The organism is Halosimplex amylolyticum (genome assembly GCF_051414035.1).
Taxonomy (GTDB): Archaea; Halobacteriota; Halobacteria; order Halobacteriales; family Haloarculaceae; genus Halosimplex; species Halosimplex amylolyticum.
In genome coordinates this window covers 74,753-96,999 of sequence record NZ_JBLKNW010000007.1, presented here as the reverse complement: position 1 = coordinate 96,999, position 22,247 = coordinate 74,753, and the positions used below count along the sequence as shown (strand labels likewise).

22 protein-coding genes are annotated in these 22,247 nt (G+C 69.8%); 8 read left to right on the top strand and 14 right to left on the bottom strand.

What is annotated here, in order from left to right; genetic code table 11:
- Window positions 1-15 precede the first annotated feature (15 nt).
- Window positions 16-2,196: a PGF-CTERM sorting domain-containing protein gene (locus ACMGFE_RS21575; protein ID WP_436927360.1), complete on the bottom strand. Its 2,181-nt coding sequence runs from the start codon at window positions 2,194-2,196 to the stop codon at window positions 16-18.
- Between the two features lie 169 nt (window positions 2,197-2,365).
- Between ACMGFE_RS21575 and ACMGFE_RS21570 the strand changes: the two genes are divergently transcribed.
- Window positions 2,366-3,085 (top strand): pentapeptide repeat-containing protein, encoded by a 720-nt coding sequence (locus tag ACMGFE_RS21570; RefSeq protein WP_436927359.1) that lies wholly within the window; start codon window positions 2,366-2,368, stop codon window positions 3,083-3,085.
- Between the two features lie 18 nt (window positions 3,086-3,103).
- On the opposite strand, the gene ACMGFE_RS21565 is transcribed toward ACMGFE_RS21570, so the two are convergent.
- Window positions 3,104-3,826: a sugar phosphate isomerase/epimerase family protein gene (locus ACMGFE_RS21565; protein ID WP_436927358.1), complete on the bottom strand. Its 723-nt coding sequence runs from the start codon at window positions 3,824-3,826 to the stop codon at window positions 3,104-3,106.
- A gap of 187 nt (window positions 3,827-4,013) precedes the next feature.
- Between ACMGFE_RS21565 and ACMGFE_RS21560 the strand changes: the two genes are divergently transcribed.
- Window positions 4,014-5,084, top strand: coding sequence for a Gfo/Idh/MocA family protein (locus tag ACMGFE_RS21560; protein WP_436927357.1), 1,071 nt, complete (start codon window positions 4,014-4,016; stop codon window positions 5,082-5,084).
- 108 nt (window positions 5,085-5,192) lie between these two features.
- Window positions 5,193-5,399, top strand: a complete 207-nt coding sequence (locus ACMGFE_RS21555; protein ID WP_436927356.1) for a DUF8029 family protein — start codon at window positions 5,193-5,195, stop codon at window positions 5,397-5,399.
- A gap of 23 nt (window positions 5,400-5,422) precedes the next feature.
- Here the strand turns inward: ACMGFE_RS21555 and ACMGFE_RS21550 are convergent, their stop codons facing one another.
- The 3 genes from ACMGFE_RS21550 to ACMGFE_RS21540 all read right to left on the bottom strand — a co-directional run bounded on the left by ACMGFE_RS21550 (window position 5,423) and on the right by ACMGFE_RS21540 (window position 8,204).
- Entirely contained in the window at window positions 5,423-6,898 is a 1,476-nt protein-coding gene (locus tag ACMGFE_RS21550; RefSeq protein ID WP_436927355.1) for a receiver/sensor box histidine kinase, read from the bottom strand.
- Between the two features lie 161 nt (window positions 6,899-7,059).
- Window positions 7,060-8,037, bottom strand: coding sequence for a magnesium/cobalt transporter CorA (gene corA / locus ACMGFE_RS21545; RefSeq protein WP_436927354.1), 978 nt, complete (start codon window positions 8,035-8,037; stop codon window positions 7,060-7,062).
- Entirely contained in the window at window positions 8,034-8,204 is a 171-nt protein-coding gene (locus ACMGFE_RS21540; RefSeq protein WP_436927353.1) for a hypothetical protein, read from the bottom strand. The genes corA and ACMGFE_RS21540 overlap by 4 nt, the downstream gene beginning before the upstream one ends.
- Window positions 8,205-8,431: 227 nt before the next feature.
- On the opposite strand from ACMGFE_RS21540, the gene ACMGFE_RS21535 reads away from it, so the two are divergent.
- A complete protein-coding gene (locus tag ACMGFE_RS21535; protein ID WP_436927352.1) occupies window positions 8,432-8,605 on the top strand; it encodes a hypothetical protein in 174 nt (57 codons plus the stop codon).
- Window positions 8,606-8,647: 42 nt separating this feature from the next.
- On the opposite strand, the gene ACMGFE_RS21530 is transcribed toward ACMGFE_RS21535, so the two are convergent.
- The 3 genes from ACMGFE_RS21530 to ACMGFE_RS21520 form a co-directional block, all read right to left on the bottom strand.
- Window positions 8,648-9,295: a DUF6517 family protein gene (locus ACMGFE_RS21530; RefSeq protein WP_436927351.1), complete on the bottom strand. Its 648-nt coding sequence runs from the start codon at window positions 9,293-9,295 to the stop codon at window positions 8,648-8,650.
- 139 nt (window positions 9,296-9,434) lie between these two features.
- Window positions 9,435-10,919, bottom strand: a complete 1,485-nt coding sequence (cysS, locus tag ACMGFE_RS21525) for a cysteine--tRNA ligase (protein ID WP_436927350.1) — start codon at window positions 10,917-10,919, stop codon at window positions 9,435-9,437.
- A 61-nt stretch (window positions 10,920-10,980) separates the two neighbouring features.
- A complete protein-coding gene (locus tag ACMGFE_RS21520; protein ID WP_436927349.1) occupies window positions 10,981-11,454 on the bottom strand; it encodes a DUF7523 family protein in 474 nt (157 codons plus the stop codon).
- Between the two features lie 103 nt (window positions 11,455-11,557).
- Between ACMGFE_RS21520 and ACMGFE_RS21515 the strand changes: the two genes are divergently transcribed.
- Window positions 11,558-12,433, top strand: coding sequence for a CbiX/SirB N-terminal domain-containing protein (locus ACMGFE_RS21515; protein ID WP_436927348.1), 876 nt, complete (start codon window positions 11,558-11,560; stop codon window positions 12,431-12,433).
- Window positions 12,434-12,454: 21 nt separating this feature from the next.
- On the opposite strand, the gene ACMGFE_RS21510 is transcribed toward ACMGFE_RS21515, so the two are convergent.
- Both ACMGFE_RS21510 and ACMGFE_RS21505 read right to left on the bottom strand, forming a co-directional pair.
- Window positions 12,455-13,558 carry an outer membrane protein assembly factor BamB family protein gene (locus ACMGFE_RS21510; RefSeq protein ID WP_436927347.1) on the bottom strand — a complete coding sequence of 368 codons (1,104 nt, stop codon included), beginning with the start codon at window positions 13,556-13,558 and terminating at the stop codon, window positions 12,455-12,457.
- A complete protein-coding gene (locus ACMGFE_RS21505) occupies window positions 13,555-14,580 on the bottom strand; it encodes a M48 family metalloprotease (RefSeq protein WP_436927346.1) in 1,026 nt (341 codons plus the stop codon). Before ACMGFE_RS21505 ends, ACMGFE_RS21510 begins: the two co-directional genes overlap by 4 nt.
- Before the next feature lie 237 nt (window positions 14,581-14,817).
- On the opposite strand from ACMGFE_RS21505, the gene ACMGFE_RS21500 reads away from it, so the two are divergent.
- Window positions 14,818-16,044 carry a DR2241 family protein gene (locus ACMGFE_RS21500; RefSeq protein ID WP_436927467.1) on the top strand — a complete coding sequence of 409 codons (1,227 nt, stop codon included), beginning with the start codon at window positions 14,818-14,820 and terminating at the stop codon, window positions 16,042-16,044.
- Between the two features lie 19 nt (window positions 16,045-16,063).
- Here ACMGFE_RS21500 and ACMGFE_RS21495 read toward each other — a convergent pair whose 3' ends face one another.
- Window positions 16,064-16,639 (bottom strand): DUF7524 family protein, encoded by a 576-nt coding sequence (locus tag ACMGFE_RS21495; RefSeq protein ID WP_436927345.1) that lies wholly within the window; start codon window positions 16,637-16,639, stop codon window positions 16,064-16,066.
- Between the two features lie 101 nt (window positions 16,640-16,740).
- Window positions 16,741-16,935 (bottom strand): methytransferase partner Trm112, encoded by a 195-nt coding sequence (locus ACMGFE_RS21490; RefSeq protein WP_436927344.1) that lies wholly within the window; start codon window positions 16,933-16,935, stop codon window positions 16,741-16,743.
- A 139-nt stretch (window positions 16,936-17,074) separates the two neighbouring features.
- Here ACMGFE_RS21490 and ACMGFE_RS21485 point away from each other — a divergent pair, with 139 nt between their 5' ends.
- Window positions 17,075-17,254: a hypothetical protein gene (locus tag ACMGFE_RS21485; protein WP_436927343.1), complete on the top strand. Its 180-nt coding sequence runs from the start codon at window positions 17,075-17,077 to the stop codon at window positions 17,252-17,254.
- A 61-nt stretch (window positions 17,255-17,315) separates the two neighbouring features.
- Here ACMGFE_RS21485 and ACMGFE_RS21480 read toward each other — a convergent pair whose 3' ends face one another.
- The gene (locus ACMGFE_RS21480) at window positions 17,316-18,701 is read right to left on the bottom strand and encodes an adenylosuccinate synthase (protein WP_436927342.1); all 1,386 of its coding nucleotides are present in this window, start codon (window positions 18,699-18,701) and stop codon (window positions 17,316-17,318) included.
- Window positions 18,702-18,972: 271 nt separating this feature from the next.
- Between ACMGFE_RS21480 and ACMGFE_RS21475 the strand changes: the two genes are divergently transcribed.
- Entirely contained in the window at window positions 18,973-19,278 is a 306-nt protein-coding gene (locus ACMGFE_RS21475) for a hypothetical protein (protein WP_135364319.1), read from the top strand.
- A 30-nt stretch (window positions 19,279-19,308) separates the two neighbouring features.
- On the opposite strand, the gene ACMGFE_RS21470 is transcribed toward ACMGFE_RS21475, so the two are convergent.
- Window positions 19,309-22,113 (bottom strand): DUF7527 domain-containing protein, encoded by a 2,805-nt coding sequence (locus ACMGFE_RS21470; RefSeq protein ID WP_436927341.1) that lies wholly within the window; start codon window positions 22,111-22,113, stop codon window positions 19,309-19,311.
- Window positions 22,114-22,247: the final 134 nt, after the last annotated feature.

Genomic DNA, 22,247 nt, shown 5'->3' with positions numbered 1-22,247 from the left:
AGATGCTGCACCCGCTCAGCCCCGGCGTCGGCCGAGCAGAGCGAGCGTCGCGAGCACGGCGACGAGCGCCGTCACCGGCCCGAAACCGGGTCCGAAGCCGGTGCTCCCGCCGCTTCCACCGTCACCGCCGCCCTGGCTGTCGCCGCTTTCGCCGGCCCCGCCGTCGCCGGTCTGTCCGACGGTGACGGTGAGCGTGCCGGCGTCGCCGACGGTGAACTCGTAATTACCCCGTTCCAGTCGGGCGACGCCCGAGACGGTGCGGTTCTCGCGAGGACCGAGCGCGACCCGCCGGTCGATGATCGGCCCGTCCGGCCCGCGGATCCTGACGGCCCCGCGCGCCGGAACGTCGTGCGTATTGCTGACCGTGGCGGTGAACGCCACCGCGCCGGGCGCCGAGAGGGTCGTCCGGTTCGCCGAGAACGCCGTCACCGTCGTCGGCGCGGGGTCGTGCACCTCGACGGTCACCTCGTCGCTCCCCACGGCGAGCGTGTGCTCGCCGGGTTCGCTGAAGGTCCGCTCGAACGCGTGGGTCGTCCGGCCGCCCGGTCGGATCGTCCCGGATTCGACGGCGGCGATCCGCTCGTCCACGACGAACCGTGCCTCGTACTCGGCGGCCGCGTCGCCGGTGTTCGAGACGGCGCCAGTGAGCGTCACCGTCTCACCGGCGAACAGCGTCAGTTCGGGACCGTCGAGGCTGCGGTTGCGGTACGGTCCGGTGACGGTGAGGGCGTTAGAGCCGTCGACCAGCCCGATCTCGACCCGCGCCGGCGTCGACCCGAACGCCTCGCGGTGGGCCGCGTTCGTCCAGAGGTCGGGAGCCCGTTCGGTACTCGCGTAGGTGACCGCCGCCCGCCGGACCTCGGCGTCGCCGACCGTCCCGACCGACTCGAAGACGGTCCGGTGGTCGACCGGTCCCGGGTGGGCGTTCATCGTCGAGAAGACGGCCTGGAGCGACCGCGACCGGTCCGTCGCCAGGCGGATCCGCCGGTCGGCGTCGGCGGCGACGAGGCTCCCCTTCAGGTAGTTGGCGGCGTTGGCCCACGTCGACGGGTCGGTGAGGACCGCGTCGGACTGCGGGCGGTTCGTCCCCTGCCGGAGCACGTTGCGAAGACCGTCGAACTCCACGTGGCCCTGATCCATCGCCAGCAGCGCGGCGTAGTAGGTGGCGAACGCCTCGGTCGTCCACCGCGCCGAGGGCGCCGTCTCGAAGTCCTGTCGGGTGTGGACGTACTCGTGGATCCAGGTGTTCTCGGCGGTCGCGAGCGGTTCGGCGTCGCGGACCCACATGTCGCTGTCGCCGTACTGCAGACCGCGCACGCCCCACTCGACAGTCGTCGTCGGCGCGGCGAACGCGATCACCTCGTCGTCGCGGTCCCCGACGCGCAACTGGTCCGAGGAGGCAGCGAACGTGTCGAGGATCGACTCGGGCGATTCGGCGAGCGTCGCGCGGTCGGGGACGACCAGCCTGAACTGCTGGCCGTGTGCCCGCCGCTCGTGCGTCTCGATTTCGCCCATGTAGGCGATCCACTCGCCGACGTAGCCCGGTCCCGCGGTGACCGAATCGCGAGTGATCCCGATCGGTTCGGCCCCCTGCCAGGACCAGCTCGTCGGGATCGACGGCTTCCGGAACAGCGCCCACTCGCCGGCGTCGACGAAGAGGTAGCGCCCGCGAGCACCCTCCGGGCCGGCGAGATCACGCGTCTGGTTGACCTGCATCGTGAACGTGATCCGCGGCTCCGTCGTGTTGCCGTCCCACTCGTAGGTGGTCCCCTCGCCCCGCGAGAAGCCCGTCGTCTCCGTGACGGTCACCGAATCCGGGAGTTGCGGCTTCAGCGCCGCGACGCGGTCCGGCACCCGGTAGCGCTGGACGACGGTGACCTGGCCGCGCGTCTCGGGCGTCAACCGGAGCTCTTGCGTGGCCGAGATGTTCGCCACAGCGCCGTCGAAGACGTCGTCGGTCCCGACCGCCGAGGCTGTCCCACCCGAGTCGGTGACCGACTTCGTGATCCGCTCGGGCGGCGCGTCCGGCCCGACCGCGTCCGCGGCGAAGCCGTCCCCGGTCGCCCTCGACGGCCCGTCCGAAATCGGGGACCCGGCGTCGGAGAGGCCCGCGGCCACGCTCGCGCCGAGCGCGCTCGCGAGCAGTGAGAAGACGACGGCACCGACGAGACATCGGCGAACCAGCGACGAATCCATATTCTCGCATTGGGAAGGGTCTCCTTAACAGTTGGCCGTCCGGTCTCGGCGGCCGGACCTCCCCGGGTTCGGCCGGCGTGCGACGGTCCGAACGCACGGCACGTTCCGGGTCGGGGTGTCCCGTAGCGTGACCGATCTTTTTGTGGGGCACCCGTGTAGCTCCGGGGGAATGCCACGGCAGGGCGACGATCTCAGCGGTCGGGACCTCTCCGGTGCGGACTTCAGCGACGCGAATCTCCGTCACGTGGACCTCAGCGAAACGGACCTCTCGGACGCGGACCTGAGCGGTGCGAACCTCGGGCACGCCGACCTCGGCGGCGCTGACCTCTCCGGGGCCGATCTCAGCGACGCGAATCTCGGGCACGCGACCCTCGTGGGCGCTGACCTGACGGACGCGACGCTCTCGGGCGCCCAGATGGAGCACGCCGTCTTCGAGGCAGGCGGCGATTCGGAGGCGGGGGACCTCTCCTCTGCCGTCGGGTCAGTCGTCGTCGGCGCGACACTCGTGCTCGGGGTCGCGCTCTCGCTCGTCGGCTGGTCGAACTTCTGGATCGTCTTCGTCGTCGGGTTCGCCGGCGTGCTCCCCGTCGCGAGCGCGCTCGCAGGGTGGTACGAGAGCCGCGTCAGCGATCCGGATTCGGAGGATCCCGACGACCAGACCGATGCACTCGCCGCACTGCGTCGACGGTACGCCGACGGCGAGATCGGCGACGCAGAGTTCGAGCGACGCGTCGAGCGGCTGCTCGAAGCCGAATCGGTCGACGACGCCGAGACTGTCTACGGGGAGTCGGCCCCAGAGTCAGAGTCGGAGTCTGTGTCACAACCGGCGTCGGAGCCAGAGTCGGGGTCGACGGCCGCTGATCGGCGAGCGGAGCGGGAAGTCGAGTAGCGCCGCGGCCAGTCCGTTTCAGAGGTCGGCGAGGAACTGGGCGCCGTGGTCGATGGACGCGGCGGGGTCCTCGGGCTGGTCGTGTTCGTAGACGAGCCACTCGGCGCCGGCGTCGCGGGCCGTGTCGGCGCAGGCCTGCATGTCCACGTCGCCGTCGCCGATCTCGCAGAAGTCGCCGTCGTCCATGTCCTTCATGTGGACGATCTCGACCCGGTCGCCGTAGCGCTCCAGGAAGTCGACGGGGTCGTGGCCGGCGGTCTCGATCCAGCCCACGTCCGGTTCGAGGAGGAGGCTGCAGGCGTCGGCGAACACCTCGTAGCCGTTCGTGTCGTCGAACGCGACGAACTCGTGGTCGTGGTTGTGGTAGTGCAGCGAGAAGTCGTGGTCGGCGAGGTTCGCGGCGACGTTCTCCAGGCGTTCGGCGGTGTCCTCGGCGGCCTCGCGGGACTCGAAGTGCTCGGCGCCGAGCCACGGGACGACCGCGCCGTCCGCGCCGATGGTCTCGTGCGTCTCGACGACGCTGGCGGCGTCGGCCTCCATCGCGTCGAGGTCGACGTGCGCGGCCGTCACGTCCAGGTCGAGGTCGTCGAGGTGGTCGGCGATCGCCTCCGGGGAGAGGCCGCCGAACTCGCCGGAGAACTGGACGCCGTCGTAGCCGGCGGCGGCGCAGCGTTCGAGGATCTCACCCATCGGGAGGTCGAGATTCCGGACCGAATAGAGGTTGATGGCAGTGCGTACCATACCCGTCACGTCACGCGGGCGGGCTTTCAGTCCACGGGTTCGGGCGCGACTCTCCGGGGGTAGCGATGCACCCGGGCAAGACTCCCCGGGGACGGCGCGCTCGGACGGGCCCGACCGGGGAGCCCGCAGTTCCGGCGCACCCGTCCGGGAGCCCGGGGCTTTTGTACTATCGCCGTAAGGCGAGTGTATGGCATACGATATCGCCGTTATCGGGACCGGGCCGGAGCCCGACAACCCGGTGTGGGGAGAGAGCGCGGCGATGGCATACCGCCACGCCGAGGGGTACCGCGACCGCGACGACTGCGACATCGTCGCCGCGGCCGACATCGTCCGCGAGAACGTCGCGGCCTTCGCCGAGGAGTTCGCGATCCCCGAGGACGGGATCTTCGAGGACTACGAGCGGATGCTGGAGGTCGTCGACCCCGATATCGTCTCGATCTCCACGCCCGTCCCGACCCACGCCGACATCGTGCTCGACTGCGTCCACAGCGGCGTCCCCGACGCCGTCCACTGCGAGAAGCCGATGGCGACGACGTGGGGCGACGCGCGGCTGATGGCCCAGGAGGCGAGCCGCCGGGACGTCCAGCTGACGTTCAACCACCAGCGCAGGTTCTCGCCGGTGTGGCGGGAGCCGAAACTCGCGCTGGAGAGCGGGGCCATCGGCGACCTCCATCGGGTGGAGGTGTCGACGAGCACGCTCCTCGACAACGGCACCCACCACATCGACCTGGCGCACATGTACGCCGACGAGTCGGCTGTCGAGTGGGTGATCGGCCAGATCGACTACCGCGAGGAGTACGTCAAGTACGGCGCGCACAACGAGAACCAGGGCCTCGTCCAGTGGGCCTACGACGACGGGGTTCAGGGCATCGCCACCACCGGATACGGAGCAGACGGCGTCGGTGAGGACGTCCGCCACCGCCTCCACGGGACCGACGGGGTCATCGAGATCACGCCGTGGGCCGACGAACAGGCGCGCGTCCGCCAGGACGGCGGCGAGTGGGAGACGCTGGTGGCCGACGCACCGGCCGCGGCTGTGCCGCCGGCCATCGACCACGTGGTCGACTGCCTGCGCGACGGCGTCGAACCGGAGTTCTCGGCCCGACGGGCGCTCTCGGTGACCGAAGTGATCTTCGCGGCGTGGGAGTCCTCGCGCCGGCGCGGCCGGGTCGACCTCCCGCTCACCGTCGACGACAACCCCCTGGAGGCGATGGTCGAATCCGGTGACCTCTCCCCGGGACCCGCCGACGAGGAGTGACGGCGCGCCCACCTCCGCTCCAGTCGACGGGAGAGGTCCGTTCGCTCCCGTCAGACGCCCGTCGTACGGGCCCGGAAGCTTATGGTGACGGGGAGGTGAGTATCTGGTATGCTCAGCGCGCTGGCACTCCAGTCCGGGCTCGGGCCGCTGGCCTCGCCCGTCGGTATTCTCGCGGTACTCGTGGTCCTGGCGGCCATCATCCTGATCGGTCGCTTCCTGCTGTCGCTGGCCTGGCGGCTCGTCGTCATCGGGATCATCGTCGTCGGGACGCTGTACATCCTCGGCCTGCTCGGCTTCGGCCTCGGTATCTTCTGACGGCCGAGGCCCCGATCCGACCGTCAGGAGGCGGTCTCGACGCCGCGTATCTCGAAGCGGGCCCCGCCGCTCGCGCTCTCGGTGAGTGACACGTCCCAGCCGTGCGCCTCCGCGATCTCTCCGACGATCGACAGGCCAAGCCCGGTCCCGGCACCGGTCGTCGAAAATCCGCTCTCGAACACCCGCTCCCGGTCTTCTGCCGGGATGCCCGGCCCGTCGTCTTCGACGGAGAAGCCGGTGCCGTCCGGGATGTCGCCGACGGTGACGGTCACTCCGTCCGACGCGTGCTCCACGCTGTTGCGAAACAGGTTCTCCAGTAACTGCCGTAACCGCCCGCCGTGAGACAGCACGGTGGCCGTCGTCTCGACGTCGAGGGTCGCATCGACCGTCGCGACGGCGTCCCAGGACTCCGTGGCGACGGTCGGTAGGTGGACCGCGGTCGCCTCCTCGACGTCACCGGTTCGGGCCAGCGACAGCAGGTCGTCGATCAGCTGTTCCATGCGTTCGAGCGCCCGGCGTCCGCGCTCGAAGTGCTCGCTGTCACCCGTCGCTTCCGCCATCTGGAGCGACCCGCCCAGGACGGTCAGGGGGTTGCGGAGGTCGTGACTCACGACCTCCGCGAACGCTTCCAGGCGCTCGTTCTGTCGGTGGAGCGCCTTCTCGCGTTCGATCCGACCGATCGTGGCGGCGGTGTGGGTCACGAGCAGTTCCGTGAGTTCGAGGTCTCTGTCGTCGAAGGCGTCCGTCTCCGTCTGGACGGCCTGGAACACCCCGCGGTCTCCGACCGGGACGCTGATCCCCGACCGGTATATCTCCTTGGCGGGGTCGCTGTCCTCGTCACGAGCCAGGTCGTTCACGATCTGGGCCTCGCCCGTTTGGTGCGTCTTCCCGGCGAGGCCCTGGTCGACCCGCATGCGGCGGCTGCCGTCCGGCGGTGCGTCCTCGGCGGTCGCCCGCGGGACCAGCCAGTCGCCGTTCCTGACGAGGACGGTGCACATGTCGTAATCGAGGAGCGTCGACGCCGCCGCGACGGTCCGTTCGCAGACGGCGTCGACGGTCTCCGCGGTCTGGAGGCGCGTCGCGACCGCGTGGAGCGCTTCGAGCGTCTCCTCGTGGTGTTTCTCCTCGGTCACGTCCTCGTGGAACGCGACGAACTGGGTCGTCTCTTCCGAGCCGTCGCACACCGGTGCGACCTTGATCCGGTTCCAGAACAGCGTCCCGTCGGCGCGGTAGTTCCGGAGGTCGACAGTGACCTGCTCGTTTGCAGCCACGGCGTCGCGGAGCGCCCCGACCGACGCTTCGCTCGTCTCCGCCCCCGTGAGAGCGAGCCAGTTCCGACCGACGACCTCGGAGGCCGCGTGGCCAGTCAGTTCGAGGAACCGGTCGTTCGCGTAGACGACCGGCGACCCGTCCCGCGAGACGTCGAATCTCGTGATACCGACGGGCGCCTGGTCGACGATGTCGTGGCCCGAGACGCCGTTCGAGTCCTCGTCGCTCACAGAGTCACCTGATATACCAGGGCCTAACGCCTGTGAACTATAAAAACCCTCTCCGACCGTCGGTTCGTCCTATCCCCCGGCGCTCCCGTCGTCGGTTCGACCCACTGTCAGCCGCTTCGATCGTCGGTCAGTCCTCTCGGCCGGCGCTTCGACCGCTCCTCTCAAACGTACCCCTGTCGACTGAAGTAGCCGAGCATGACCAGAGCGACGACGATCATCCCGATCATGACGGCCGGGTAGCCGTACGTCCAGCCGAGTTCGGGCATGTTGAAGGGACTGTCGCCGAAGTTCATGCCGTAGACGCCGGCGACGAAGGTGAGCGGGATGAAGATGGTCGCGACGACGGTGAGCACTTTCATCACCTCGTTGGTCGACTGGGCGAGCGTGTTGAGGTAGATGTCGCGGGCGCCCGAGGCCAGGTCGCGGTACGTTTCGGTGAGGTCGACGAGCTGGACGAGGTGGTCGTACACGTCCCGGTAGTACTTCTCGGTGTCTTCCTGGATCTGTCTGGGATCGCCGCGGGCGAGGACGCCGACGGCCTCGCGGGTCGGCCAGGCGAGTTTGCGGAAGGAGAGGAGTTCCCGGCGGACGCTGTTTATCTCCTCGAGCGTGTCGAGCTCCGTCGAGGAAGTCACCTGGTCTTCGACGGCTTCGATGTCGTCCTCGATGGCGTCGAGGAGGGTGAAGTACTCGTCGACGATGACGTCGATGATCCGGTAGGCGGTGAAGTCGGGGCCGCGGTGGAGGAGACGCTCGTCGCCCGAGTCGACGGCGCGGCGGACGCGCGCGACCGGTTCGGCGGAGTCGGGCGTCATCGAGACGACCCAGTCGTCGCCGATGAACACCCCGATGGGGACGTCCTTGATCTCCTCGTCGAAGGTGGTGTCGCCCCTGCGGAGCATCGCCCGCTTGACGAGGACGAACGTGTACTCCTCGTACTCCTCCGTCTTCGGACGGACGTCGTTCAGGATGTCCTCGACGGTGAGCGGGTGCAGGTCGAAGCAGTCGGCGATCCGGTCCATCTCCGCGCGGTCGGCGTCGCCGGCGTGGACCCAGGTCGTCCCCCGCGCCGCTCTGGCCGCCGCGAGGTCGTCGTATTCGGTGACCTCGTCGGACCGGTAGACGAGCGCGGAGGTCACGGCGACTCCTCCGGGCCGGCCGACCGCCCGATAGCCGCGAGCGTGACGCCGACCATGACGGCCGTCACGGCGAAGGAACGGCCCGGATAGGCCGTCTCGACGCCGACGACGTAGCCGACGAGTCCGAGCGCGGTCAGCCCGAGGCCGAGGGCGAGTTGCGCGTTCATGTCCCGCCCGATGACCGCGAGCGTGAAAAGCGTAGGCGCCCGCCCTCACGGGCTTCTCCCCGTGAGTCGGCGTCCAGCACGGCCGAACACGCAACCTACGGCCGGTCCGCCCGACGGTGGTCCGCGGCGAGGCCGGCGTGCGAGACAACAGTCCGTGCGGAGACCCGCCCGCGCGACGACGTCGACTCGGGACAAGACACTTACCCTGCCGGCCGCACCTGTCGGCCATGGTACATTGCCCCGAGTGCGAGGCCGAGATCGTCGACAGCTCCGACGTGGAGTTCGTCGACATGGAGTCGAAGATGGCCGGGCTGTTCAAGTCGGCCAAGCGGTTCTACGTCGCCGCGTGCGACGACTGCGGCGCCGCGATCGGGACCGGCGTCGCCGGCGGCGGCGGATAGCGAGTTCGCGGCGGGCCGCGCAGGAGCCCGCGACGAGGCGGTCTACGCCGGCGGGTGACGAAGTCCCGCGAGGAGTTCGTCGACGTGTGACCGCTCGTCGACGTCCTCGGGATGGACCGCGACGGCGATCACGGTGTCGCCGTCGTGTTCGACTATCGAGAGGTGGATCGTGACGTTCGTCTCCGTTCCGCCCATCGACTGCCGGGCGCCGTACTCGGAGACCGTCCTGTCGGCGCCCAGGAACTGTACGGACCGGTTGGACTGGAACCGGAGGTCAGCGAGGCCGGACGTCGAACGCACCAGCCGCCGGACGACCCGCTCGGTCGACCAGTCCTCGACGGGGTTGACAGAACGGCCGGCGACCGTGGCGGCCGGCGTCGTGTACACCGAGAAGCGCGCGAACTCGCCCTCGACCTCCGGCGCGAGGGCGACCGTCCGGTTGTACGTGCGGACTTCGCTCGAGATGGTCACCTCGCGGGTCTGTCCGGCGGCGGTGACGTTGAACGTGCGGTTGGGCGAGTCGCTGCTCGCCAGGCGGTACTCCGTCGATTCCAGCGTCGAATCGTCGACTTCGGTCGCGTTGGCGGCGAACTCGTAGGGTTGGCTCCCGGTCAGAAAGCCCAGACAGCCTCCGCCCGCGATGGCGAGGACGACGGCGAGTGCGATCGCGAGATCGCGCGGTCGTGACATACTGCGCGGTCGACCTGTCGGCTGATAAACCCGTCGGCAACGGGATCGAACGCGGCAACGGGATCGAACGCAGAGACGGGATCGAACGCAGAGACGGACCGATTCGACGGTCGCGTGAGCCACAGCGCTCGCGGGCTGGCTACTCGAAGCGGTAGGTCGGGCCGTCGTCGCTGTCCTCGACTTCGACCCCGGCGTCGTCGAGCCGGTCGCGGAGCTCGTCCGCGCGCTCGTAGTTGCCGGCTTCGCGCTCCCGCTCGCGCAGGTCGAGCACGAGTTCGACCAGGTCCTCGGCGACCCGGACCTCGCCGCCGGCCCGACTCCCGAACGAGAGACCGAAGACGTCTCCGCCTAGCTCCTCGAACGCGTCGATGGCCCGCTTGAGCGCGGGGTAGTCGTACCGGTCGCGCTCGTCGACGTGCGCGTGGACGGCCGAGGCCAGTTCGAGGAGTGCAGCCATCGCCTCGCGGGTGTTGAGGTCGTCGTTCATGGCCGCCTCGAAGTCGGCCCGCGTCGCCTCGACGGTCTCGCGGAGCGCTTCGTCGGGCGCTTTCGCCACGGCGTCGACGCTGTCGGCGGCCTCGACGGCGCGTTCGTACCCTCTTTCGAGCCGCTCCCAGCGTTCCTCGGCCTCGGCGAGCGTCTCCTCGGAGAACGTCGGGTCCGCCGAGTAGACCGTCGAGACGAAGAACGTCCGGAGCACGTCGACGCCGAACTCCTCGATGGCCGCGCGGGCGGTGGTGAAGTTCTGGAGGCTCGAACTCATCTTCTCGTCGGCGACCTGGACCATCCCGGTGTGGAGCCAGTAGTTCGCGAACGCCTGGCCGGTGGCGCACTCGCTCTGGGCGATCTCGTTCTCGTTGTGGGGAAAGACGAGGTCCGACCCGGCGACGTGGACGTCGAAGGTCTCGCCGAGGTGCGTCGTCGACATCGCCGAGCACTCGATGTGCCAGCCGGGGCGGCCCTCGCCCCACGGCGAGTCCCAGGTCTGGGCCTGCTCAGCGGCTTCTTCCGCGGGTGCCGCCTCGTCGTGGCGGTGTTCCTCGATGTCTTCCGGAGCGACGCCTCCGGCCTTCCAGAGCGCGAAGTCGGCGGGGTTGCGCTTCTCCGCGCGTTCGTCCTCGTCGCCCCGGGCCTCGGAGTCGTCGACGTCCTGGTTCGAGAGCTTGCCGTAGTCGGGGTCGGCGGTCACGTCGAAGTAGACCGACCCGTTGGACTCGTAGGCGTAGCCCCCGTCGACCAGCGTCTCGACCATCGCGATTATTTCGTCGACGTGCTCGGAGACGCGGGGGTAGACATCGGCGCGCTTGAGGTTCAGGGCGCGCATGTCCTCGACGAACGACTGGGTGTAGTGGCGGGCGACCGCGGCCTCGTCCTGGCCGACCTCGCCGACGCGGGCGACGATCTTCTCGTTCACGTCGGTGAAGTTCTCCACGTGGCGTACGTCGTAGCCGAGGTACTCCAGCCATCGGTGGATCACGTCGGTGTGTGTCCACGTGCGGGCGTGGCCGACGTGGGCGGGGTCCGAGGTGGTGAGGCCGCAGAGATAGAGCAGGACTTCCTCGTCGTTCACCGGCTCGAACGCCTCGCGCTCGCCCGTGAGCGTGTTCGTCACCTGAAGCGTCATTACCCGAAGCTACGCCGCCCGCCGCTTCAATGCGTCGGATACCCGTCGCGCCGTGGCACGCTCACCCTGCGAGCGCGTCTTCGACCGCCCGAACGGCGTCCGGGCCGTCCCGCCGCCCGACGACGACCACCAGCGAACCGCCGCCGAACGCCGCGGCTTCCACGGGCACCTCGGCGGTTTCGAGTCGACCGAGCACCTGCTGGAGCGCCGCGGCGTCGGCGTCCCCGCCCGCCGTGATCGCCGTCAGCGACCCCGCGTCGGAGACCAGCGACCGGTCGCCGACGACGAGCAGGGCGTCGGCGGGGTCGCCTTCGCCGAGCCCACTCTGCATGTTCACCGGCGGGTCCGAGCCGGGTCGTTCGTACTCGGGCAGGTCGTCGGCGAAGCGGCGGAGCGCGGCGACCACCGCGTCGGGTTCGCCGTCGGCGTCGAGGAAGCGGGCGGCCGCGCTGTAGTTGACCACGTCCGCCCGGAGCGCGTCGAAGAGGAACGGGTGGCGGCGCACGGCCTCGCGGGTGTCCGCGGCGAGCGTCATACCTGCGGATGGACGGCGGGTGCGAAAAATCTCCCGGAGGTCCCCTGCTCGGTCGGCCGTCGCCAACGAAGCGCCTATGGGATCGTTTTCCCTACCCGTGGGTATGGAAGCGCTCGTCATCGTCGCCCACGGGTCGCATCTCAACGCCGGGTCGAGTGCGCCGACGTTCGACCACGCCGACACCATCCGCGCGACCGGCGCGTTCGACGAGGTCCGCGAGGGATTCTGGAAGGAGGAGCCGTCGTTCCGCGAGGTGCTCCGGACCGTCGAGAGCGACGAAGTGTACGTCGTCCCGCTCTTCATCTCCGAGGGCTACTTCACCGAAGAGGTCATCCCCCGCGAACTGCGCCTCGACGACTGGGACCCCGAGACCTGGGACTCCGACGGCACCAGCGCCACCCACGCGACGCTCCGGGCGACCGACGTGGACAAGACGGTCCACTACTGCGGTCCCGTCGGCACTCACGAGGCGATGAGCGACGTGATCGTCCAGCGGGCCGAGTCGGTGACCGGCGACCCGGACGTCGGTGACGGGTTCGGCCTCGCCGTCGTCGGCCACGGCACCGAGCGCAACGAGAACTCGGCGAAGGCCATCGAGTACCACGCCGACCGCATCCGCGACATGGGCCGGTTCGACGAGGTCAAGGCGCTGTTCATGGACGAGGACCCGGAGGTCGACGACGTGACTGACTTCTTCGAGAGCGACGACGTCGTGGTCGTCCCCCTCTTCATCGCCGACGGCTACCACACCCAGGAGGACATCCCCGAGGACATGGGCCTGACCGACGACTACCGCGAGGGCTGGGACACCCCGGCCGAGGTCGACGGCCACCGGATCTGGTACTCCGGTGCGGTCGGGACCGAACCGCTGATGGCCGACGTGGTGCTGGAGCGGGCGGCTGACGCCGGCGCCGACGTGGACGCGGCCGTCGAGCGCGTCCGCGCAGAGACCGGCGGCGCGGAACCGGCCGACGACTGACGGGAGCGTGGCGGCGACCGCTCAGAACTGGTCGGCCGCGTAGTGACAGACGAGTTCGCCGTCCGCGACGACTAGGACGCCGCCGTCGACGAGGAACGGGCCGGCCGAGAGGGACCTGTTTTGCACCCGCCAGCGGACGCTCCCGTCGCCGGGATCGAGCGCGGTGAGTCCCCTCGAGGAGTCGACGTAGACGCCCTCGTTATCGGCGGCCACCCGGCCCATGTAGTCGTCCGGTTCGACGGCTTCGCGGTCGTTCCGGCCGGCAGACGGGTCGTCGCCCGTCGACCACTTGCGACCGCCCGACCGGTCGTAGGCGGTCAGTTCTGTGTCGTACGTGCCGTAGACGGCGTCGGGAGTTACCGCGAACCGCCCGACTCGCTCGTGGCCGAGCCAGCGCATTTCCCCAGTGGAACCGTCGATGGCGGCCAGCCCGCTGGCCCCCGACGCGACGATCTCCCCGTCGGCTATCGAGAACAGCCGCACGTTGATCTCCGACTGGCGCCACCGTCGGCGCCCGTCCGGGTCGAGACAGACGACCGACCCGCCGACCCAGCAGACGACGGTCTCGGCGCTCGCAGCGAGCGCCGGTCCGAACCCGCCCTCGTCGCTGCCGAGTTCCGGTCCCAGGTCGACCCGCCACAGTTCGGCCCCGTCCGCGCAGGCGACGAGGTCGCCCCCCTCGGAGATCGCGTACGCTCGACCGTCGGCGACGGCGAGCGCGAGGAGCGACGCGCCGAGATCGATCCGCCACTGCTCGCCGTCTGCACCGTAGCGGACGACCGTCCCGTCGAATCCGACTGCTGCGCCGCCGTCGCCGACGCTGTGACAAGACAGTTCGCTCTCCAGGTGGTCGCTCCACAGCGCCGAGCCGTCTTCGGTCGAATAGGCGGCGATCTCGCCGCCGCGGACCCACTCCTCGCGCTCGATGTCGAAGCTCGTCGTGGAGTCGGCGACGGTGACGACCAGTCCGTCGGTCACGTCGAGCGCCTCCGTCCGGAAGCCAGCGAAGTCGCCGTCCGCCCGCCAGCGGACGTCCCCGCCGCCGGGCCGATACCCGCAGCCCGCGAGGCCGGCCACGGTAGCGGTCGTGCCGAGCCCGACGAGGAATCCCCGGCGCGTCGTCACGCCTGCTCACCCGCCAGCTCCCGCAGGCGCTCGATGCGTTCCTCGGTCGGCGGGTGCGTCGCCGGGAAGAGGTCGCTGCTGAGCAACTCGCGATCGGCGTCGAACTGGTAGGTGTCCACCGGCGCGACGTACAGCGCCTCCAGCCCGCCGTCGATCTCGCGGAGGTCGCGGTCGGGCGCGTCGGACATCTCGTCGTCGACGGTCCGGAGCGCCGACGCGAGCGCGGCGGGGTCGCCGGTGATCGCCGCCGCGCCGCGGTCGGCGGCGTGCTCGCGATACCGCGAGAGCACGCGGAAGAGGAGGAAGCTCGCGACCCAGAACATGACGGAGATCGTCAGCGTGACCAGGGCGCTGACCGTGAGCACCACAATCGCGACGACGACCGCCTTCGCGCCGTCGCCGTCCACGTCCTCCATGCCGCCGAGTACGTAGAACACGCCCTTGAGCACGAAGTACGCGGCCATGGCGACGAGGTAGGTCAGCGAGGGCAGGAAGTACGACAGCGACATGACGGCCACGTCGCGGTTCTTGACGTGCGAGAGTTCGTGCGCGAGGACCGCGTCGAGTTCGTCGTCGTCGAGCGACGCGAGGAGGCCCTCGGTCACGACGACGGTCGCCTCCGACGGTCGCACGCCGACGGCGAAGGCGTTGGGCACGGACGACCGGCTGACGGCGACGGCCGGCGTCCGTGCACCGGCCACTTGCGCGAGGCGATCCACTCGGCCCACGAGGTCGGGGTGGGAATCCCGGTCGACGCGGCGGGCGTCGACGGCCCGGAGCGCCACGGAAGTGCCGAGGAAGAACTGCCCGGCGAACCCGGCGGCGACGGCGACGAGGACGGCGAGCGGGTTCACGTAAAACCGGCCGTTCCACGGGCGCTCGGTCGCCCAGGCGAGGAGTTCGACGCCGACGGTGTTGAACGCGAACACGAAGGCGTAGACGAACGCGACGGGCAGGACGGCCACGAGCGCCGCTGCGACGCCCATCCTGACCGTCAGCCCGCGGTCGGTTTCCCACTGCATCGGTCTCACCCGCGTCCCGCAGTCACGTCGCGCGGAGGGCACTGCTGCACGCGTGGAGGGCACTGCTGCATGACTCGACGGTTCCGTCCGAGGGCGGCATACGTTTTCCGGTCGCGGCGGGGTGGCTGTCGGCCGTCCGACGAGCGTGCGCGGGAGCAGGTGAACGACCGCCCGCCTGCCGCAGACGGACAACTTATTCGGATACAGTCCATCGCACCGGGTATGAACGCCGCGCAGGTGGACCCGGCACAGGTGGAAGCGCTCGCGGAGGCCGCCGCGGACGGCATCGAGTTCGACGGGTTCGCGGCCGAGGCCGAGGGCGAGGGGTACGTCCTCGCCACGGACGAGGGGTCGAAGCGGGTGGTCCACGCGGACGCCCTGGACGACGCCGCCGCGGAGTACGCACCGTACGTCTCGAACTGGTACTTCTGGCACGCGGAGGCGCCCCAGGCCGACGAGCGCTGGGCGTTCCTCCGCTGGCTCGAAGGCGCCGACGACCGGCGCGTCGGCGAGCGCTACGACGGGCTGGCGACCGGGATCTCCCGCGAGTGGGGCCAGCTCAGCGTGACCGTCACGGTCGACGACACCGGGTCCCGCCGCTACGCGATCCGCCACGTCGACGACGCCGACGCCGCGGGCGACGCGCTGACCGACTACGAGGATCCGCTGGACGCGCGACAGATCGCGAAACACGACGACCGCGAGCGCTACCGCCCGCTGAAGACGGTGCCGACGCTCCGGACGGGCTGGCGCTTCCCCGACCTGGGCCCCGAGGAGGTCTTCCGCGCCGTGGACAGTTTCTACCCGGCCACGGTCGCCAACTGGCACCGCGAGCGCGAGGGCGAACTCGACGTCTCCCACTGGCGCGAGACGATCGGCCGCCAGAGCGGCATCTACGGCGTCGTCGACACCTGGGACCGCGGCGAGGGCCACGAGCACGTCGACTGGGTCGCGGAGTCCTGCTGCGTCGACTCGCAGTGTCTCAAGCGCCGCGAGTGGCAGTACGACGAGGAGACGGACCTGGACGTCGGCGGCGGGGCGTCGAAGACGCCCCGAGACGAAGGCGGTGCAACCGCCGACGGCAGCGACGGCGTGTTCCCCTGCCGCGAGCCCTGCTCGCTCGTCATCTCGGCCGCGCGCCGCTGGACGAAACTCGAGGGCGAGCAGTCGCGGACGTACGAGTTCGAACTCACGCCGAGCGAGAAAGAGCAGATCGAGGAGATCATCGACGCCGTCGCCGACGGCCGCACCGAAGAGATCCGCGAGGCGGACGTCTACGACGGCGCGAACCGCTATCGTGCGCGCTTCCTCCGCGCCAAGCGCTTCGACGACGAGGGGAACCTCTCCGGCGTGCCCACGGACCCGGACGCGGCAGACGCGCAGGCGGCCGACGGCGGCGACGGAAGTGAGGGCGAGGGATCGACGGCCGACGAGGACGAGGCGACGGAAGAAGCGAGCGACTGACCGCGGGACGAACGCCTTCTCAGCCGGTCAGGACGATGTAGACGGCGACGAGGACGCCGACGAGCACGGCCAGTGCACCGCCGATGATCAGGACGTCGTCGACGACGATCGCGACCACCGCCGCAGCCACGAGCGCGACCACGGCGAGGACGAGGACGACGAACTCCGGGTTCTCGACGACCGAGACGAGTCCGCCGCCCTCGCCGCCGGACTCGGGCTCTCTGGGCTGGGGCTGGGAGAGCGACTCGTCGACCTCGACGGTCTGTTTGGTCTCCTCGGGTTCGGTGATCCGGACGGTGACGTAGCGCGTCTCCGCGCCGTAGGCGGCGGCGATCTTCAGGGTCCCGGTGGCCTCGCCGGCGCCGTCGACGTTGACCCGGACCGCCCGCTGGCTCTCGCCGTCGACGAAGTGGTTGCTGGCCTCGATGCTGGCGATCTCCGAGAGGTCGTCGTCGAGGTGGAGGTGGACGTGAACCGACTGGCCGTGGTTGACCATGGCGATGTCGAACGACCCGTCCGTCTCGAACCGGTCGGGCACCTCCAGCGCGTGGAGCTGGTCCCGGTTGACGTGGACGGGCAACGAATCCTCTGGCACGTCCGCCAGTCGGCGTGGACGATAGAAAAAGGTTCAGGCCGATCGGCCGCTTCGGGGGGTTCGCACCGGCAGTTCACGGTCGAGTGGGCACACCCGGGGGGTCAGGCCGGCGCTTCGTCACGCATGTCCGGCGGCAGCAGGTTCGGGATGCCGTCCTCGATGGGGTAGGTCTCGCCGCACTCGGTGCAGGTGAGCGTCCCCTCGATGATCTCCTCGTCGTCGCGCTCGGTCACGTCGAGTTCGAGGTCGTGCTTGTCGAGCGGGCAGCAGATGATGTCCATCAGGTCCTCCTTCATGGTCCTCACTCCGGAACGGTGGCAAAAAAGCGTGCCGGACGGACGGCCCCCGTCGCGGCTCCCACCCGTTCCCGCGCCGCGACCGACCGCCGCGCATGCCGGCGACACCGTTATTCCCGAATCGCTGCTAGCAGATCACATGGCGCACATCCCCGAAGAACCGAAGCGATTCGTCTGCGAGAACTGTCAGATAATCCACGCCGGGACGCCGGTCCACGCGTCCGGGGGCGACCACAGTTTCGAAACGCCGACCACCTGCGGCGGCTGCGGCGAGTCGACGTTCGTCGAATTCACCGACTGGGTCCACCACCACGCGTGAACACCGTCGCGTCGGGTCCGAGGAGGACCGCCGAGCGCCCGCAGGCGTCCCGCCGCGCGTCTCAGAAGGGGTTCTCGCGAACGACGGTCTCCGAGCGGCCCGGGCCGACGCCGACGGCGTACACCGGCGCGTCGAGTTCGGCTTCGAGGTATTCGAGGTACGTCCGGGCGTTCTCGGGCAGGGCGTCGTAGCCTTCCGCGGCGACCGCGGCCCAGTCGGTCGCTTCCCAGCCATCGAAGGTCCGCAGGTTCGCCTCGCACTCGCCCCACTGCTCGGTCGTGGCGGGCATCGTGCGGAGTTCCTCGCCGTCGAGCGTGTAGGTGTGGCCGACCTTCACCTCGTCGAGGCCCGCGAGGGTGTCCACGTGGTTGACGGCCAGCCCGGTGAACCCGTTGGCGCGCGCGGCGTGGCGGAGCATCGGCACGTCGAGCCAGCCGACGCGGCGGGGGCGACCGGTCACGGTGCCGTACTCGTGGCCTTCGTCGCGGATGTACACGGCCAGCTCTTCGCGTTCTGTCTGGGGGTCCTCGGGGTCGCCGTCGTAGCCTGGCGTGTCGCCGGGGACGCCGCCGAGTTCCGTCGGCATCGGCCCGCTCCCGACCCGGGAGAGGTAGGCTTTGACGATGCCGATCACTTCGCCGTCGCCGACGACGCCCGGCGAGAGACCGGTGCCGGTACAGGCCCCGCCCGCCGTCGGGTTCGAGGAGGTGACGTAGGGGTAGTTGCCGTGGTCGATGTCGAGGATGGTTCCCTGGGCGCCCTCCAGCATGACGTTGGCGCCGTCGGCCATCCGCTCGGCGAGGTAGCTGCCGGCGTTGACAGTCATGCCTTCCGCGGCGAGTCGCTCGCCGTACTCGGAGAACTCGTCGTAGAGGGCGTCGACGTCGAGCGCGTCGGGGTCGTCCAGGTCGGCGACGTCGAGGCCGAACACGTCCTCGACGAGCGCGCGCTTTTGCGGGACGGCGTACTCGAGGCGCTCGCGCAGGACCTCGGCGTCGAGGAGGTCTCCGACGCGGACGCCGCGGCGGCCGGCCTTGTCCTCGTAGGTCGGGCCGATGCCGCGGCCGGTGGTGCCGATCTCGTCGTCGTCCTCGCTTTTGACCTCCTCCTCGATGCCGTCGAGCAGGCGGTGGTACGGGAGGATGACGTGGGCGCGTTCGGCGACGCGCACGTCGGGGTCGAGCCCGCGTTCGCGGAGGGCGTCGATCTCGTCGAAGAGCGTTCGCGGGTTGACGACGCAGCCGTTACCGAGGACGTTGACCTTGCCGCGGATCGCGCCGCTCGGCACGAGCGAGAGCTTGTACTCCTCGCCCTCGTGGACGACGGTGTGGCCGGCGTTGTCGCCGCCCTGGTAGCGAACGACGACGTCGGCGTCGTCGCCGAAGACGTCGACGATGCCACCCTTCCCCTCGTCGCCGAGCTGCGAACCGACGATGGTGACGGTCATACACCCGAGATTTCGCCCACCGGGGTAAACCGATTACGGTCCATCGCCCGACCGCCCGCCGCCTGATATCTGATCGACCCCGCGCTCGGCGGCGCGCAGCCACGCGTCCGCGTGACCGGAATCGTTAACTGCTACCACGGAGAACGTCCGGATCGTGACCAGTCCGGCCGTCGTCCGGACGTAATACCGCTCGAAGGCGCCGCTTTACTGCCCGTCGAATCCTCTTCCGACAGCAACCTTTAAAACCCTCAAACACAAGTTAACAATTGCCATGATAGACAGACTTGAGAAGGAAGTAGATATGCTGGAGCGCCATCTGCAGGTGTTGCGGATGGTGATACAGAACGAGCCGATCGGTATCGTGAAGATGTCCAACGAGACGGGCTACCCGCACCACAAGGTCCGCTACTCGCTTCGCGTGCTCGAAGAGGAGAACCTGATCGAGCCCTCCAGCCAGGGGGCTATCACGACGGAACAGACGGGGGAGTTCGTCGAGGACCTCGACGACAAGATCGACCACATCATCGAGAAGCTCGAGGGGATGAAGATCGAAGAAGCGGCCGAAGTCGAGAACTGATTCTGCGACCGGCGGTCTCTCGTTCTGTCGCTACAGTTCCGGGACTGCCAGGTGGAACTTCTCTTCGCGCGCTTCCACGAGACAGAGGTGATAGCCCTGCTTGCGCGAGAGCTTCACGAAGCTCTCGCGCTTGTCGCGGCTGAGGAGGCCGCCGCTGGTGGCTTCGGCCGCCGTCTCCAGCGCCTCCGGCTCGAAGAAACTCGACGTGACGAGGAACGACGCACCGAGCGTCTCCGTCGACTCGCCGACGTGTGAGGAGGCGGTGACGAGCGCGGACATCATGCTCTCGCTCGCTGCCTGTCGCGAGTCGTTCATGTTCGCCGTTAGCAGCGGGTTGCCCATCCGGTCGCGCATCACCACGTCGAACGACTCCTGACTGCGCCGCTCCTGACCGTCTTCGGTGTACTCCGTGGCGACGGTCCCGTTGAGCTCCGCGCGGTCGATCTTCGGGATGGCGTCGTAGAGCGCCTGGAGTTCGGCGACCTTTCCGGTGTCGCGGATCTCGTAGAGCAGGTCGTTGATCACCCAGGTGACGAACTGGAACTGGATGGTCTCCCGCAGGAACTCGTCGAACGGGCGTCCGCTGACGGAGACGTTGTCGCGCTCGAACTGCGTGTGGTACTCCAGCCCGAGGTTCTCGCCGACCTTCTCGCGGCTCGCGTCGCCGGCGTGGGCCGTCTCCAGCGTCGCCTTCCCCTTCGACTCGTAGCGGACGAACAGGTTCGTCTGGTCGAGCGCCTCGCCCGGGCTCATCCGGCGCTCGGCGTCGACCGCGTCGCCGAACTCGGCCTCGATCTCCTGGAGCTGCGATTCGAGCCGCCCGACTTCCGCTTCGAGCTCGTCGACCTCCGCGGCGAGGTCGTCCCGTTCGGCTTCCAGCTGGTCGCGCTCGGATTCCAGGGGATCGATCCGCGACTGGAGGTCGTCGCGCTCGGTCCGCACCGCCTCGAGTTCGGCCCGGAGGTCGTCGCGTTCGGTCTCCGCGGCCGCCAGGTCCGCCTCGAGCCGTTCGATCTCCGCTTCGCGCTCCTCCAGTTCCGCCTCTAGATCGGCGACCCGGGCACTGGACCGCTCCGCCCCCGCGTCTGCCCGTCGCGGCCCCTCGCTCGAACGTTCCGAGCGGGTGTCCGGGCGTTCGCCGGCCGCCGACCCGCCAGCGGGCTCGTCGCGAGCCGCGGGACGGCCGTTCCCACGACCGCCGCTCGGCTCGGGTGGCCCGTTCGCCGAGGCCCCGGGGCGCTTCTCGGCCGCGGGCGTCGCGGTCGACGGGTCGCTCCCGGGCGGGTCGTCGGACGCCGGTGCGGGCGTCGACGACTCCTCCGCGGACTGCCGCGAGGTCGTTCGATCGGGGTCCAGCGACGGGATGGAGTGCGTCGCGAGCTGCTCCGGCGTTCCGGTGGCGCCCGCTCCCGCGGAGCCAGTTCCGGACGCCCCGGTGTCGGCGTTCCGACTCGACGCGGGCTCCCCCGTTCGCCCGTTCGTCCCGGACGTCCGGCCCTGCGGTCCGCCGGTGGAATCGGTCCGCTCGGGGCTCGCCTCGGGTTCAGGTTCCGCGGAGCGCGACTCGGTCGTCCGCCGGGAATCGCGCCGGTCGGATCGGTCGCGGTCCGTTCCCGCGGACCGATCGGACCGGTCACGGTCGGTCTCCGCCGTTCGTCCAGACCCCTCTCGGTCGGTCTCCGCCGTTCGTTCCGCCCGGGCGTCCGCGGATCGGTCACGCGAACCGCGGTCGCGCGTTCGCCCGGTGGCCCCCTCGTTCCGTGACTCGTCCCGGGCCGGGTCGGTCGCGGAACCGGTCGACTCGTCGCGGGCCTCGCGGCCACCGGTTCGGTCGGGTTCGTCACGGCGGTCGACGGACCGGTCGGTCGACTCGGTCGCGTCGCCGGCCCCGCTTTCGGCCCTCGTGCTCTCGTTCGCGTCGGAAGAGCGATCTGCCGACCCGCTACCGGGGGCGTCGTCCGGCGGTGATCGGTCGTCGGCGTCGCGCGCACCCGCGTCGGCCGTTTCACTGGCGGCGGTATCGGTACCGCCTCGGCCGCTCGCCGACGCCGTGGCGTCCCCGTCTCCCGACCCGCTCGCCGGTTCGACCTCGTCGGCGTCCGGGGACGCCGTCGCGTCGGTGGACTGGGTCTCGACCGGATCGGCCGCGCCGGTCGCGCCGTCCGCGCCGGACGGGTCGTCGGCCGCGACCTCCGCATCCTCGGCCTCGGACTCGGACTCGGGCGCGTCGTCGACGGCTTCGCTCGCGGCCGCACCGCCGGCGGCCGTGTCGGGTTCTGGCGCGTCGTCGGATTCGACCTCGGGTATCTCGACGGGATCGATCTCCGCGGGGCGGACCTCGAAGATGCCGACCTCGTCGTCGGCGCGGTCGAACGCCTCGTCGTCGGTGAGCAACTGGTTCGAGTTGCCGACCCACGCGACGGCCATGGAGCGGCCGCGGTGGTAGACGACGTAGTAGTCGCCGCTCAGGACGTTCTCGGACAGTTCGATGAAGCCCGTGAACCCGCCGTCGGCGAGCGTGTCGTCGACTTCCGAGAGCGGCGTGTCCTCGGAGTAGTACTTGGCTCGGACCTCGTCGTTGCGTTCCTGCATGAGCGCCAACAAGGGGAGCGCCGGGGACGGCGCCTCGTAGGCGGTGCCGGTGGCGTCCTCGAACGAGTCGATATCGCCGTCGAGGATCCCGACGACCGTCCCGTTGAGCATACAGAGTTTCGCGGCGCCGGCCTCGACGATCCCCGAAAACTCCCCCTCGGCGAGGTCGTGCAGGCCGCGATACCCGTCCCGGAACGGCGACGACTCCCACTCGTCGAACTGCTCCACAGCGCGCGTGGTCATTGTCTACGACAAGCCCCATGCGAACCAAATACTTTGCGCCCACGACCCGCGACCGAGCGGTGACCGGGCGCCCTCCCGACCGGACCTCCGATCCCGACGACGAGTCCGGTGCGCCTATGACCCGTCGGACCTAA

Excerpts from the sequence above, each read along its gene's own strand:
- ACMGFE_RS21490 (WP_436927344.1), bottom strand. The coding sequence starts at position 16,935 with ATGAAGGAGGACCTGATGGACATCATCTGCTGCCCGCTCGACAAGCAC.
- ACMGFE_RS21555 (WP_436927356.1), top strand. The coding sequence starts at position 5,193 with ATGCTCAGCGCGCTGGCACTCCAGTCCGGGCTCGGGCCGCTGGCCTCG.
- ACMGFE_RS21505 (WP_436927346.1), bottom strand. The coding sequence starts at position 14,580 with ATGCAGTGGGAAACCGACCGCGGGCTGACGGTCAGGATGGGCGTCGCA.
- cysS (WP_436927350.1), bottom strand. The coding sequence starts at position 10,919 with ATGACGCTTCAGGTGACGAACACGCTCACGGGCGAGCGCGAGGCGTTC.
- ACMGFE_RS21515 (WP_436927348.1), top strand. The coding sequence starts at position 11,558 with ATGGAAGCGCTCGTCATCGTCGCCCACGGGTCGCATCTCAACGCCGGG.
- ACMGFE_RS21480 (WP_436927342.1), bottom strand. The coding sequence starts at position 18,701 with ATGACCGTCACCATCGTCGGTTCGCAGCTCGGCGACGAGGGGAAGGGT.
- ACMGFE_RS21475 (WP_135364319.1), top strand. The coding sequence starts at position 18,973 with ATGATAGACAGACTTGAGAAGGAAGTAGATATGCTGGAGCGCCATCTG.
- ACMGFE_RS21485 (WP_436927343.1), top strand. The coding sequence starts at position 17,075 with ATGGCGCACATCCCCGAAGAACCGAAGCGATTCGTCTGCGAGAACTGT.
- ACMGFE_RS21470 (WP_436927341.1), bottom strand. The coding sequence starts at position 22,113 with ATGACCACGCGCGCTGTGGAGCAGTTCGACGAGTGGGAGTCGTCGCCG.
- ACMGFE_RS21560 (WP_436927357.1), top strand. The coding sequence starts at position 4,014 with ATGGCATACGATATCGCCGTTATCGGGACCGGGCCGGAGCCCGACAAC.
- ACMGFE_RS21565 (WP_436927358.1), bottom strand. The coding sequence starts at position 3,826 with ATGGTACGCACTGCCATCAACCTCTATTCGGTCCGGAATCTCGACCTC.
- ACMGFE_RS21575 (WP_436927360.1), bottom strand. The coding sequence starts at position 2,196 with ATGGATTCGTCGCTGGTTCGCCGATGTCTCGTCGGTGCCGTCGTCTTC.
- ACMGFE_RS21540 (WP_436927353.1), bottom strand. The coding sequence starts at position 8,204 with ATGAACGCGCAACTCGCCCTCGGCCTCGGGCTGACCGCGCTCGGACTC.
- ACMGFE_RS21520 (WP_436927349.1), bottom strand. The coding sequence starts at position 11,454 with ATGACGCTCGCCGCGGACACCCGCGAGGCCGTGCGCCGCCACCCGTTC.
- ACMGFE_RS21530 (WP_436927351.1), bottom strand. The coding sequence starts at position 9,295 with ATGTCACGACCGCGCGATCTCGCGATCGCACTCGCCGTCGTCCTCGCC.
- ACMGFE_RS21535 (WP_436927352.1), top strand. The coding sequence starts at position 8,432 with ATGGTACATTGCCCCGAGTGCGAGGCCGAGATCGTCGACAGCTCCGAC.
- ACMGFE_RS21570 (WP_436927359.1), top strand. The coding sequence starts at position 2,366 with ATGCCACGGCAGGGCGACGATCTCAGCGGTCGGGACCTCTCCGGTGCG.